Annotated in this window: 11 protein-coding genes; 8 read left to right on the top strand and 3 right to left on the bottom strand. The window is 52.8% G+C overall.

All coding sequences use genetic code 11. The features are described 5' to 3' along the window. Positions 1-2: 2 nt before the first annotated feature. The 3 genes from AWM79_RS20525 to AWM79_RS20515 form a co-directional block, all read right to left on the bottom strand. Complete coding sequence (locus AWM79_RS20525) at positions 3-962, bottom strand: AAA family ATPase (protein WP_060783658.1); 960 nt, start codon at positions 960-962, stop codon at positions 3-5. A gap of 211 nt (positions 963-1,173) precedes the next feature. After that, entirely contained in the window at positions 1,174-1,926 is a 753-nt protein-coding gene (locus tag AWM79_RS20520) for a CDP-diacylglycerol diphosphatase (protein ID WP_060783657.1), read from the bottom strand. 93 nt (positions 1,927-2,019) lie between these two features. Next, on the bottom strand, positions 2,020-2,376 hold the full coding sequence (locus AWM79_RS20515) for a hypothetical protein (protein ID WP_017133574.1): 357 nt from the start codon (positions 2,374-2,376) through the stop codon (positions 2,020-2,022). A gap of 424 nt (positions 2,377-2,800) precedes the next feature. Between AWM79_RS20515 and AWM79_RS25130 the strand changes: the two genes are divergently transcribed. The 8 genes from AWM79_RS25130 to AWM79_RS20480 all read left to right on the top strand — a co-directional run bounded on the left by AWM79_RS25130 (position 2,801) and on the right by AWM79_RS20480 (position 12,651). Further along, positions 2,801-3,379: a hypothetical protein gene (locus AWM79_RS25130; protein WP_156430134.1), complete on the top strand. Its 579-nt coding sequence runs from the start codon at positions 2,801-2,803 to the stop codon at positions 3,377-3,379. Between the two features lie 31 nt (positions 3,380-3,410). Then, positions 3,411-4,859, top strand: a complete 1,449-nt coding sequence (locus AWM79_RS20510; protein WP_026013360.1) for a mannose-1-phosphate guanylyltransferase/mannose-6-phosphate isomerase — start codon at positions 3,411-3,413, stop codon at positions 4,857-4,859. A 141-nt stretch (positions 4,860-5,000) separates the two neighbouring features. After that, on the top strand, positions 5,001-6,095 hold the full coding sequence (gmd, locus tag AWM79_RS20505; protein WP_017133572.1) for a GDP-mannose 4,6-dehydratase: 1,095 nt from the start codon (positions 5,001-5,003) through the stop codon (positions 6,093-6,095). Between the two features lie 11 nt (positions 6,096-6,106). Then, positions 6,107-7,198 (top strand): DegT/DnrJ/EryC1/StrS family aminotransferase, encoded by a 1,092-nt coding sequence (locus AWM79_RS20500; protein ID WP_060783656.1) that lies wholly within the window; start codon positions 6,107-6,109, stop codon positions 7,196-7,198. Next, on the top strand, positions 7,198-7,980 hold the full coding sequence (locus AWM79_RS20495; RefSeq protein ID WP_017133570.1) for an ABC transporter permease: 783 nt from the start codon (positions 7,198-7,200) through the stop codon (positions 7,978-7,980). Before AWM79_RS20500 ends, AWM79_RS20495 begins: the two co-directional genes overlap by 1 nt. Then, complete coding sequence (locus tag AWM79_RS20490; RefSeq protein WP_017133569.1) at positions 7,977-8,735, top strand: ABC transporter ATP-binding protein; 759 nt, start codon at positions 7,977-7,979, stop codon at positions 8,733-8,735. Before AWM79_RS20495 ends, AWM79_RS20490 begins: the two co-directional genes overlap by 4 nt. Next, positions 8,732-11,020 carry a glycosyltransferase gene (locus tag AWM79_RS20485; RefSeq protein WP_060783655.1) on the top strand — a complete coding sequence of 763 codons (2,289 nt, stop codon included), beginning with the start codon at positions 8,732-8,734 and terminating at the stop codon, positions 11,018-11,020. Before AWM79_RS20490 ends, AWM79_RS20485 begins: the two co-directional genes overlap by 4 nt. Beyond that, positions 11,011-12,651 (top strand): glycosyltransferase, encoded by a 1,641-nt coding sequence (locus AWM79_RS20480; protein ID WP_244159583.1) that lies wholly within the window; start codon positions 11,011-11,013, stop codon positions 12,649-12,651. The genes AWM79_RS20485 and AWM79_RS20480 overlap by 10 nt, the downstream gene beginning before the upstream one ends. Positions 12,652-12,759 lie beyond the last annotated feature (108 nt).

Here is a 12,759-nt window from a genome sequence, read left to right as displayed (position 1 = left end):
GGTCAGGCGACGGCGACGACATCGAGAATCCGCTGCACGACCCGGTCCTGGTCAATCCCCGCTGCTTCGGCCTCAAACGACAGGATGATGCGGTGACGCAGCACATCGAACAGTACTGCTTGAATATCCTCCGGGCTGACGAAGTCGCGGCCAGCCAGCCAGGCATGGGCGCGGGCACAACGGTCAAGAGCGATCGAACCGCGCGGACTGGCGCCGTAGGCGATCCATTCGGTCATTTCCGGGTCGAACTTGGCCGGGGTGCGGGTCGCCATGACCAATTGCACCAGATACTCCTCCACGGCATCGGCCATGTACAAGCCGAGGATCTCCTTGCGTGCGGCGAAGATCGCCTGCTGGCTGACCCGACGCTCGGGCTTGGTTTCGCCGTTCAGCGCTTCGCCGCGAGCTTGTTGCAGGATTCGCCGTTCGACAGCGGCATCCGGGAAGCCGATCTTGACGTGCATCAGGAAACGGTCGAGCTGGGCTTCGGGCAATGGATAGGTGCCTTCCTGCTCGATCGGGTTTTGGGTCGCCATCACCAGGAACAGCGGTGACAGCTCGTAAGTGCTGCGTCCGACACTGACCTGGCGCTCGGCCATGGCCTCAAGCAAGGCCGACTGGACCTTGGCCGGAGCCCGGTTGATTTCGTCCGCCAGTACCAGGTTATGGAAGATCGGGCCTTGCTGGAACACGAAGCTGCCGGTTTCCGGGCGATAGATCTCGGTGCCGGTAATATCGGCAGGCAGCAAATCAGGGGTGAACTGGATGCGATGGAACTGCGCTTCGATGCCTTCGGCCAACTCTTTGATGGCCTTGGTCTTGGCCAGGCCGGGGGCGCCTTCGACCAGCATGTGGCCGTCGGCCAGCAACGCGATCAGCAGGCGCTCGATCAGTTTTTCCTGGCCGAGAATCTGCGCTGAGAGAAAGGTTCGCAGCGCCAGCAGCGCTTCACGATGTTCCATCGATGAGTGTTCCTGGAGAGGGTGGCCGACGGCATTCGAATAATATCGCGGCTGAGGGCGTTACTTTAATCCATCGCGGCGGTGCCGACTAACGGCCAGGGGAGATTTTATGGATTTTGAGGAAAAGTCCTACATTATTATTGAGGCACCTATCTTGTACATGACCCCGTCCTGTCGCTTTGGGCGGGGCCAGACTGCGTGGTTCTCAGGTTTACCTGGCCAGCGCGCAGCCATAGTCCTGGATCTCGCCGGCAGAGCCCAGGTTGAAATCAACCAGGCTCAGGCGGTTTGCCAGCAACAGCAGGTCTCCCCCAGGGGCTACCACCAGGGCCAGGCCATAGCGGGCAATGCTGTCATCTTGCCGACGTACATAGTCACCCAATACCTTGAACGGGTTTTCCCGGACCAGATCCTGGCCGTCAAGGCGTTTCGCCAGGTATGCATGCCCGTTCAGTTTGACGCCCAGAGGCTGCCAGTCCCGCGTGACCTGTGGGGCATGTTCGTCCAATAACGCGCGCGTCTCTGGACGCAGACAGGCCAGGTGGATATGCAACTGGCCCTGGGAGCGGCCATAACGGGAGTTGACAGCCAGCGACAGCAATTGGTCGTTGATCGGCTGGCCTGCTTCGGCGGCCAGGCGCCCACGTTGCTGCCAGGCATTGGCAAAAAAAGCGTAGGCATTGTCTTCGAGCAGCCGCGGGCTTTCGATACCTGTGATCCGCTCTGTCGGAATGATCAGATGGTGCAAAGGCCCCTGGCGATCCTTGAACAGGACATAGTGCTGTTCGAGGTCTACCACCAGGCAAGGTGCGGAGTTTTTCATGTCTCGTTGATCAGGCACACATTGCTGGCTGACAATCCGCCACAGCGCATCACCGTTGCCGTGCCCCCAGATCAGCCAGGACACCGCCACCAATACCGCCGCAGCCACCCCCGGCGCTGAGATTTTAAGCCACTTGCTCATTCGGGATTCCTGATCAGAAATAAAAACTGCAGCACTCTAAACCAGCAATCCTCTATTTTTTATGTCGATTCTGATCCTGAATGTTTCAGGCTACTAACCCAATTCGCTGATATAGGTACCGGTACCGTCGAGGATGTTTTTCAGCGTCTGCTCGACTTCCGCCAGGTCCGAAGCAGGGGTCTTGTGACGGATCTCAAGGTGATCATCGCCGTTCAACGCATCGGCATCGCCGGGTGCGATTTCGATCAGCAGACGTGTGGCGCTCAGCGTGATCTTGACGCCATCGAGGGTGGAGGGCTCGCCATCGAGGGTGATCTCCAGTTCATCCTCGTCGGGATAGCGGGTCATCAGAAACATTTCCCCCGTGTCACTGTGGCAACAAAGCATGGCCATATCGTCTTCTTCATCGTCGCAAGGGTTGGCGATGAGATGGGCGGTATTGAGTTGCATGGAGAGGTGTCCTATCTGGGCAGAGAGATAGCGTATTTTGCCTGCATTCGGATTTTTTTTCAGGATCCGCCGCGTCGCGGTCAACCCTTCAAACCGAGTGCTGAAAAAATAACGAAACTCTGACACTGACGACTTGAAGTGGTCCCAAGGAGGCGACTCACTGGAACGTCAGGTTGATCGCTAAGTAGGCGCCAGTTTATCTAAGGTAAATCTATATTGAGGACGCCACTCAGCGTGATCTCATATGTTTCGTGCCATCCACGCAGGTTTATCTGTTCTCGCTTTAAGTGGGATTACTCGTACATACCTGTCATTTTTGACAGTAGACGCCGTCAACTGAAATCCTGATAATCGTCTCCAAGCCGAGTTCCAGTGTTGTCCGGTTCAAGATTTTTCATAAAAATCTTTGCGGAGGAGCGCGGTATTGAAAATCCTGAAGTATGTCTGCCGGTGTTTTCTGGTCAGACAGATTAACTTCTTTGTATGCCAAAACCATTCCAGCTGGAGTCTGCCGCTACCCGGTAGCAGCCCCGGCGAGGCGTTCCCAAAGACAGTCCGGCATGACGCCAGTGGCTGGTTCGTGGAGCGCCTCAGGTTACTCGTTGGTTCGAATAATCTCCTGTTATCCGGTTGTGCTCCTGCAATCCCGGCGGGCCAGCACACCTGGCTTGATCAGGACGATACCTGCAACCAGAACAAAAGAATAAATACCGTCTTGGTATGGTTGCAAACCTTTCATGCTGCTCATGGGCAGGGTTGCGGCTGGGCAGGGTTGCGCGGTGAATTGGCGGGTGTGTCGGGCAAGCTGTCGTGTCTCGATAATTCTGTAGGAATGTTGGATGTATTTTATCGGAAGGTTCTTATCTTTTTAACGGAATTGAGGAGTGTTGTTTTTTTTCAATTCAGAGGATATTGCCGGTTTTACAGTGCGGGTAATTCAAGTTTGTGCGCTCATGCCATTTTGAGATTATCGGTGCAGAAAAAATATCGGGATCTGGAATGAAAATGACTGTCGGAACTCCGGGGATTAAAGAATGGGACTGATTTCCGTGATTCTTTCTGGAGGAGTGGGGAGCCGCCTATGGCCGTTATCACGAGAAGATCATCCCAAACCTTTCATGTTTCTGCCCGACGGGCAAAATCTGATTCAGAAGGCATTTCTGCGTGCCTCTGAAGTACAAGGGGTTGTTGAAATCCTGACGGTGATGAATCAGGAGTTACTTTTCAAGGCACAAGCTGAATATCGGGCTATCGATCAGCAAGGGCATAGGCAGGGTTTTATTCTCGAACCCTTCGGTCGTAATACGGCGGCAGCGGTGGCAATTGCGGCTTTGCAACTGCAGGCTATCTACGGCTCCGATGCGCAAATGCTGGTATTGGCGGCCGACCACTTGATCCAGGATGACGCGGCGTTTACTCGCGCGGTCAGCGATGCGAAGGCATTGGCTGATAAGGGCTGGCTGGTGACTTTTGGTATGACTCCGACGCATCCCGAGGTGGGTTTTGGTTATATCGAGACAACTGGAGAGGATCTCGGGGGTGGTTTTGCGGTAAAACATTTTGTCGAGAAACCCGACCTGCAAACGGCACGGGACTATGTCTCAACGGGTTGCTGGTACTGGAACTCCGGCATGTTCTGTTTTCGCATAGGCAGTCTATTGGATGAGTTGCAACTGCACGCGCCAGATGTGCTTGGCGCAGCTGTCGAGACACTCGCCCGCTCTCGAACCACGACGGCTTCCGGTCATCGCTGCCTGACACTGGATGCCGAGACATTTGCAACGGTTCCCGAGGTCTCGATCGATTGTGCCCTGATGCAGCGTTCCAGCAGGGTGGCGACCGTTGTCTGTGATATTGGTTGGAGCGACATTGGTTCATGGAATGCCGTGAGTCATCTGACGCCCGCCGATGTTCAAGGTAATCGCTTCGCCGGTGAGGTGGTCACTCATTCGGCTCGCAATAACTATGTCTACAGTGAGGACCGTCTGATGGCGCTGGTGGGCGTCGAGGACCTGCTGGTCGTTGAAACGCCCGATGCGATTTTGGTCGCTCACAAGGATCATGCGCAGGAGGTGAAGCATATTGTCGGGCATCTCAAATCCAGTGGCCATACCTCACATCTGTTGCATCGCACCGTTCACCGGCCCTGGGGCACCTATACGGTGCTTGAGCAAGGTGAACGTTTCAAGATCAAGCGAATAGTGGTGAGGCCCAAAGCCTCGTTATCCCTGCAAATGCACCATCATCGTTGTGAGCACTGGATCGTGGTCAGTGGTACGGCGCTGGTTGTCAATGATCAACAGGAGATGGTGCTCAACCCCAATGAGTCCACGCTCATTTTGGCGGGCCGCAAGCACAGGCTGGGCAATCCAGGAGTGGTGGATCTGGTGTTGATTGAAGTCCAGAGCGGAGATTATCTCGGTGAGGATGACATTGTTCGTTTTGAAGACACTTATGGTCGTGTCGAAGTGGCTGGTCGCTAGGTTTTAGTCAGTGGGTCACTGAGTTCTGTAGTAGTGATCTTGTTCGGGTTTCCCCGACGACAGGAGAGTTTCGTCTGTTGGAAGCGTGGGTGCTTTCCGGATGTTCTCTGTCAGCTAATTGATTTTTTAAGCGGTGAAGATATGGATGCCAAAAAAGTAGCATTGATTACCGGTATTACTGGGCAGGACGGAGCCTATCTGGCCGAGTTTTTGCTCAAGAAAGGATATTCCGTGCATGGCATAAGACGCCGTAGTTCGCAATTCAATACGGCACGTATCGATCATTTGTATCATGACCCGCATGCGCAAGGTTATGACTTGACCTTGCATCACGGTGACTTGACGGACTCCAGCAGTCTTATTCGTATCGTCAGTGATGTGCAGCCGGATGAGATCTACAATCTCGGTGCTCAAAGTCATGTCGCGGTTTCTTTTGAGGAGCCTGAATACACGGCGAACTCCGATGGGCTCGGCGCACTGCGTCTTCTTGAAGCCATTCGTATTGCCGGTTTGGAGAAAAAATCACGATTTTACCAGGCTTCTACATCCGAACTATATGGGCTCGTACAAGAAGTTCCGCAACGAGAAACGACGCCGTTTTACCCTCGTTCACCTTATGCGGTTGCGAAGCTTTACGCCTACTGGATGACCGTCAATTATCGGGAAGCCTATGGCATCTATGCGTGTAACGGCATCTTGTTCAATCACGAATCGCCCCTGCGCGGTGAAACTTTTGTAACGCGCAAGATCACTCGCGCACTGGCCCGTATAAAACTTGGGCTGCAGGAGTGTTTGTATCTGGGCAATATGAACGCGCTACGTGACTGGGGGCACGCGCGTGACTATGTTGAAATGCAATGGATCATGTTGCAACAGGCTGTGCCGCGCGATTACGTGATTGCCACGGGAGAGCAACACTCGGTTCGCGAGTTCGTGGAGCTGGCCGCCAGGGTCATTGATATCGACATCAATTGGGAAGGGAGCGGCGTTGACGAGAAAGGTTATGACGCGCAGACCGGAAAGTGCATTGTCTGCGTTGATTCCCGTTATTTTCGTCCGACGGAAGTTGAAACGCTGTTGGGCGACCCTGGAAAAGCCAGAGAACAGTTGGGTTGGACGCCAAAAATTCCCTTTACGCACTTGGTCGAAGAGATGATGCGCGAAGATATGCGCGAAGCTAGCAGGGATCAGTTGGCCAAGACCCATGGTTATAAGTATTTCAATGGTCAAGAATAGCGGAGGTTTGGATGATTCCGGTCTATCAGCCTTATTTAGGCGCTCGTGAGAAGGAATATGTTAACCAATGTCTTGAGTCGACATGGATTTCCTCACGGGGCGAATTCATTTCGCGCTTCGAGCGCGAGTTTGCCAGCTATATTGGTTCGGAGCATGCAACGACGGTCAGTAACGGCACCGTCGCGCTTCATCTGGCAATGGCTGCGTTGAGGATCGGGGTGGGTGATGAAGTCATTGCTCCGACTCTGACCTACATAGCATCAATCAATACGATCATGCAAACAGGCGCCCGTGTGGTGTTCGCAGACTCGTCCGAACCCAGCTGGAATATCAATGTTGCCGATATCAGGGCGCGTATCAACGCAAGAACAAAAGCCGTGATGGTGGTTCATCTATATGGTCAAGCTTGTGACATGGATGAAATCGTCGCGCTGTGCAGGGAGCACAATCTATTGCTGATCGAGGACTGCGCCGAAGCATTTGGTTCTCTTTATAAAGGTCGTCACGTCGGCACGTTCGGTGATGTAGCGACTTTCAGTTTCTTCGGCAACAAGACCATCACCACGGGGGAAGGCGGAATGGTCGTTTGCCAGAAAGAGGATGTTCACGAGAGAGCCTGCCACCTGAAAAATCAGGGAGTTTCGAAGACTCGCGAGTATTGGCACGACGAAGTGGCGTACAACTACCGCATGACCAATATCTGTGCGGCCATAGGGCTTGCGCAGTTGGAACAGGCAGACACCATCATTGCCCGCAAACGTCAGATTGCACATTGGTACCGTGAGGCATTGGAAGGTTTACCCCTGACGTTTCACGCTGAATTAGCCGGTACGCGCCATTCCTACTGGATGTGCTCCATTCTTTTGCGGGAGTCCTGTCTGTGTCAGGGGCTTCGGGATTGGCTAAAGGCATGTGGCATAGATACGCGGCCACTGTTTCCACCCGCGCACACCATGCCTCATTGTCAAACCGACGAGATATTTGAAGTGGCACAGAGCCTGAGTTCTCGCGGTCTCAATTTACCCAGTTATCCAACCTTACGTCAGGATCAGGTGCTGCAGGTGAGCGAGGAAATTCGCAGCTACTTGGAGCGGTCTGCTTGATGAGTACTTATTTTGCTCGTATCTGGGACGCCCGCTATTTTTGGGTACACCTTGCACTTGCCGATTTGAGAGCCAGGTGGCGGCGATCATTTTTAGGGGTGGCCTGGTCGGTCATTCAGCCGCTGGGGATGACCTTGTTACTGGCCCTTGTATTCAGTAAGTTGTTCAATACCAATATTGTCAGTTATGCACCGTATATCTTGTCAGGAATTATCGTTTGGGAGTTTATCTCTGCTAACACCGTGGCCGGCTCGCTTTCTTTTGTGCAGGCGGATGCCTATATAAAACAATGTAATCATCCGTTGGCCATCTATACCTTGCGTACCGTGATTGGTAGCGTCATTGTATTGATGCTGGCGAGTTTGTCTCTCTATGGTTGGGCAGCGGTCGTACTGCCGCAAAATATAGGCTGGTGCTGGCTGGCAAGCTTGACCTTATACCCCATTCTCTGCCTGATCGCCTGGCCGGTGGCGACACTGTTGTCCTATATCAGTAGCCGTTTTCGAGACATTCCCCATGCCCTCGGGTTGGTGATGCAATCGCTGTGGTTCATCTCGCCGGTTTATTTCGAGGAGAAAATGTTCAGGCGCGGTGGGCTTGACGCATTGGTTGACTATAACCCGGTCTATCACATCCTTCAGTTGATTAGAGCTCCTTTGTTAAACGGAGAGTGGCCAACAATGGATAACTATCTCTTCAGTGTGGGCACAGCGTGCTTGTTTGCACTGATTGCACTACTCGTTGGCCGACGGGTCGAGCGTAAGGTGATTTTTTATCTATGAAAAAGAACAGGATTTCCCTGCAGAACGTCAACCTTCACTATGCCTCTGTGGCGTACAAGGAGCGCTCGTTGAAAACGCTCATGACTGGGCTTTTCAGCAAAAAAAACAGCAGGGCAAACGTGCTGGATATCCACGCGTTGAAAAATATCAGCGTCGATATCGTGCAGGGTGAGCGGGTGGGGTTGCTGGGGCACAACGGTGCTGGCAAGAGTACCTTTCTGAAAACAGTGGCCGGGCTGTATCCGGTTTCCAGCGGCACAGTGAGTGTTGAGGGGGCAATCCGTTCTCTCTTTGACCTGAGCCTGGGGTTTGAGCCCGATGCCAGTGGTCGGGAAAACATTCTTTATCGTGGTTTATTGTTGGGTTTGACGCCTGGCTTCATGCGTGAAAAAGAAGCAGAGATCGTTGCTTTTGCCGATTTGGGCGAGTTCATCGATTATCCGATCAGGACTTATTCGGCAGGTATGCAGGTCAGGTTGGCATTCGCCATATCGACCATGGTCGGTGGCGATATCCTGCTGTTGGATGAAGTCATCGGCGCGGGTGATGCTAGTTTTATGGCGAGGGCCAGGCAACGCATTGCCGGTCTTATCGAGCAGTCGGAAATCCTGGTCCTTGCTTCGCATGATTTCAGTGCCCTGCGTTCAATCTGCAGCCGTGGCCTGGTCTTCCATCACGGGCGGCTGGTTTATGACGGGCCTTGTGAGCAAGCCATCACGGAGTACCAGATCATCAACGGTGTGAGGCAATCATGAAGACATTGCGTGTCCTCTGGTTGCTCAATCACACCACCTTGCGAAAGTTTGAGATTGAACAGCTTCGTGCCTGTGGGGTGTCTGAGATATTTCTGCCCAAAAGCTTTGCCTATGATGAAGGGAACCTCTCCGCCAGTATCGACTTCAGCCAGGATGCAACTTTATCGTTGTCGGCCGAGTCGTTGGCAGTGCTTAACGCGCAAGACTGGTATTCGTCGCCCAGCGACGAGGCATGGGATATCGTCAATCGCCATTTCGATATCGCGATCATCGGTTTTTTCCCCAAGCAAATCGAATCGACCGTCTACAGATTCCACGGCTCGGTCATTCTCCGGGTATTCGGGCTTAGCGCGGGATACTCTTATTCCCAACTTTTATACGAAGAGGTCGGGGAGGCGGTCGTCAGAAAGATCAAGTCCATGGGAGCTCGTTTCTGGTTCGGCGTGGGCTATGAGCATTTAAGCGATAACGAGTGTCACTTCCTGGCCGATCGTACCTGTTTCTTACCCATGGGATTGAAAGATATCGACAGGGTCGGAGGGTGGCAGGGCATGTTGAACAAAATATTATTTGTATGCCCACGAATTGGCTCATCTCCTTATTTTGAAAATATCTATCGAACATTTGTGCGCGATTTTGCCGGGTTTGACTATAGCGTGGGTGGGGCACAGCCCATCGCCGTAAGCGATGTCCGGGTGCTCGGTTTCGTTTCGAGCGAACAGCATGAATACAACATGAAGCAGCATAAATTGATGTTTTATCATTCGACGGAGCCTAATCATATTCACTATCACCCCTTCGAAGCGGTAAAACAGGGTATGCCGCTGTTGTTCATGGCCGGTGGCATGCTGGATAAAATGGGTGGGTTGGTACTTCCTGGTCGTTGCAAATCCATTGCAGAGGCTAGAACGAAGGCCAGGCGCCTGCTCGCCAACGACGAGAAATTGATAAAAAGTATTTGCGAGAGCCAAGTCTGCCTGCTGGATCGGATGAGTGCCGGATATTGTAAACAATTCTGGAGTGCTGGTTTCGCAAAGGTCATTGCCGCACGCGCGGTAGCACTCAGTGAATCCTTGTCTCGCCCCAGAAAGCGCAAGCGCATTGGGGTGATCCTTCCCATTGAATATCGTGGGGGCAGTCTAAGGGGAGCCATTCTACTTGCCAGAGCCCTCAGTGTCGGGAGCCGTCAGGCCGGTGAAGATGCCGATATCGTTTTTCTTCATCTTGACAGTCCTGAAGTCTATTCGCCTGAACTGTTCGATGATGTGCCGACGGATATCTCTGTGCGTCCCTTCCGATGGATGGTTTTGAGTCGCGATGCTGCGCGTCGAGCCATGCGCTATGCCGGCCATGAGGGCTGGGAGCCCGATAGTGAACGTTATCTTGCGGTGGATGATGGTATTCACTCGCTTGAGGACTGTGACCTGTGGTTGGTTGTTTCTGACCGGCTGTCCGCGCCCCTGTTGCCGATCAAACCGGCCATTTTAATGGTCTATGACTACTTGCAGCGGTATGTGCGTATCTTGCCCGATGGTGCTGATCAGCCTTACCTGGATGCTGCCCGGCGTGCCACGAAAGTTCTGGTGACCACTCGGTTTACCCACAACGATGTACTTCAATATGCCGGTGTTGCGCCTGACAAGGTGTTCAAACTACCCATGTTGGCGCCGGACCTTTACCCAGACACACCCATCTTTCCGAGAGATCCACAAGCCCCTGCGTATTTTTTGTGGACAAGCAATCTGGCCATGCACAAGAACCATGAGAATGCCCTCAAGGCATTGAAGATCTACTACGAAGAGATGCAGGGGGAGTTGGTGTGCTTTCTGGTCGGAGTGGAAACGGAGAAGTTGTTGAAAGGTGATTTGCGACGCCCACGGCGCCTAGCGGAACTTGTTAAGAAGAGTGTTCCGCTAAGTAAACAGTTGACGATTCGGGGTGAATTGCCAGATCGAGACTACCGGCAACTGTTGGCTAATGCGGCTTTTCTTTGGCATGCGGGGGCAATTGACAACGGTACTTTCAGTGTTGTCGAAGCAGCCAGCCTGGGGGTGCCGGCGCTTAGCAGCGATTATCCGGCCATGCGCGAAATTGATCAGCAGTTTTCACTGGGGGTGAGCTGGATGGATGCGTTCGAGCCCCGGCAAATGGCGGCCGGTCTCAAAGAGATGGAGCGCTCCTATCGGGCGCTTCGAACTTGTCTGCCTGATCGTAGCAAGATGCTGGAACAGGGCCTGGAGGCGTTGGCAGGAGATTACTGGCGGGTGGTTAGAACATGTCTATAAGAACGTTCGGCATTTATCTGGCTTACGCGCCGGGCGTCAATCTCAAGCATGAGGGATTGGGTCGGCATCTGGCTGCATTTCTCAAAGGCGCAGCCGAGCGTGAGGACGTCCGCTTTGTGTTGATTTGCCCAAACTGGTCGAAAGACGATCTTGAGTCTCTCTTTATCAGCGAGGGTGTACGCCAGGATCGATTCGAAGTGGTTTCTCCTGAGCGGGTTCCCTTGATTATTTATCTGTACGAGGCCTATCTCGCGAGGAGAGGCCGGCGTAGAACGCTAGGTCTTAAAACCTGGTTGTTGGATAAATTCAGGGCATTGAAATCACGTGGCCTCCAGCATGTCGAGAATCGCTTGGTGAGTACGTTTTCATACCGGGGGTTATTTTTAATCGGCATTGAGGTTCTGATTGTCCTTCTGCTGCTGCTGTTGTTAAGCCCTTTGGCGGTTCTGTGGGGAATAGGCCTTGGTATCACGGCGGGTGCGCGACGTCTCAAAAGAGTTCTTGGGGCCATTGGCTCAACGTCAACCGCTTCACGCTGGTATTCCATGGTGAATCGGCCCAAGGGCGATGCGTTTGTATTGCGGCTGTATAAGCGGCTTGAGTGGGCCGAAGCCGAGAGAATGCAGCATCTCATCGAGCGTATGGATGAGGTCAGGGCCTGGTATTGCCCGACGGCCTTTTGGCCTGCGTTCAATAACATCGCCACTCCGCGTCTTATGTGTGTACCCGATGTCGTGCTGGCTGATTTTTCCGTTGGATTTTCAAACGTCGGTGAAAATAGATTTCTACAGGTGTTTGAACAAATCGGATCCTCCATTCGATCAGCCACGAATCTTGTCTGTTATAGCGAAACGGTGAAGTGGGCGACACTGGTTGATCGCTATGCCATAGCGCCCTCGGCCATTACCGTGATCCGCCATGCGCCAAATGACTTGAGCTCCTTGGTCACGGTGCACGGGTTTTCAGATGGTGAATTGGCGTCACGGAACTACTGTGAGAAGTTGTTAATAAGGGCGTTCAAGAAGTCATCAAATTTTTCATATGCTGCGGGTTTTGCCAATGCTCAGGTAAAATTTATATTTTATGCAAGTCAATTTCGTCCAAATAAAAATGTCCTGACGCTGTTGACTGCATACGAGTACCTATTAAGACGACGGTTTATTACGCATAAGCTGCTATTGACTGGCAATATCGATGGGTATCCGCAGATACGTGAGTTTATCAAGGAGCATTTCCTGGAAAATGACGTCATTTGCCTGCATGGCCTGAGCATTCAAGAGCTGGCAGCTTGTTACAAACTGGCTGACCTGGCCGTCAATCCGAGCCTCAGCGAGGGCGGCTGCCCCTTTACCCTGACTGAGGCGCTGTCAGTTTCCACGCCTGTCGTGATGGCAAGAACGGCGGTGAGCGAGGAAATCATTCAAGACCCACAGATATACAAGGTCACTCTTTTCGACCCTTATGACTGGCGAGACATGGCGAGATGTATTGAATGGGGGCTTACCCACCGGGAGCAATTATTAGAAATACAGAAAAAATTTTACGAAGTGTTGTCACGACGCACATGGGCCGATGTCGCCAATGAGCATATCGAAATCCTGGATCGGATATCTGGTGGTCCGTGTGGCTAGTTCTGTTAGTTAGTTTCGGCGCCATAAGCCTCTAGGTCAGCCGGTGTCGGAATTTCAGCTAATCAACTAATTGTGCAGGTCACTGGTTCTAAAGATAAGTAAGGGAGA

The organism is Pseudomonas agarici, assembly GCF_001543125.1.
GTDB classification, from domain to species: domain Bacteria; phylum Pseudomonadota; class Gammaproteobacteria; order Pseudomonadales; family Pseudomonadaceae; genus Aquipseudomonas; species Aquipseudomonas agarici.
The sequence above is the reverse complement of the archived record's forward strand: the minus strand, read 5'-3'. Positions and strand labels throughout refer to the sequence as shown.

What these genes read in the sequence shown, in the direction of transcription:
- AWM79_RS20525 (WP_060783658.1), bottom strand. Translation starts at nt 962, where the DNA reads ATGGAACATCGTGAAGCGCTGCTGGCGCTGCGAACCTTTCTCTCAGCG.
- AWM79_RS20520 (WP_060783657.1), bottom strand. Translation starts at nt 1,926, where the DNA reads ATGAGCAAGTGGCTTAAAATCTCAGCGCCGGGGGTGGCTGCGGCGGTA.
- AWM79_RS20515 (WP_017133574.1), bottom strand. Translation starts at nt 2,376, where the DNA reads ATGCAACTCAATACCGCCCATCTCATCGCCAACCCTTGCGACGATGAA.
- AWM79_RS20510 (WP_026013360.1), top strand. Translation starts at nt 3,411, where the DNA reads ATGGGACTGATTTCCGTGATTCTTTCTGGAGGAGTGGGGAGCCGCCTA.
- gmd (WP_017133572.1), top strand. Translation starts at nt 5,001, where the DNA reads ATGGATGCCAAAAAAGTAGCATTGATTACCGGTATTACTGGGCAGGAC.
- AWM79_RS20500 (WP_060783656.1), top strand. Translation starts at nt 6,107, where the DNA reads ATGATTCCGGTCTATCAGCCTTATTTAGGCGCTCGTGAGAAGGAATAT.
- AWM79_RS20495 (WP_017133570.1), top strand. Translation starts at nt 7,198, where the DNA reads ATGAGTACTTATTTTGCTCGTATCTGGGACGCCCGCTATTTTTGGGTA.
- AWM79_RS20490 (WP_017133569.1), top strand. Translation starts at nt 7,977, where the DNA reads ATGAAAAAGAACAGGATTTCCCTGCAGAACGTCAACCTTCACTATGCC.
- AWM79_RS20485 (WP_060783655.1), top strand. Translation starts at nt 8,732, where the DNA reads ATGAAGACATTGCGTGTCCTCTGGTTGCTCAATCACACCACCTTGCGA.
- AWM79_RS20480 (WP_244159583.1), top strand. Translation starts at nt 11,011, where the DNA reads ATGTCTATAAGAACGTTCGGCATTTATCTGGCTTACGCGCCGGGCGTC.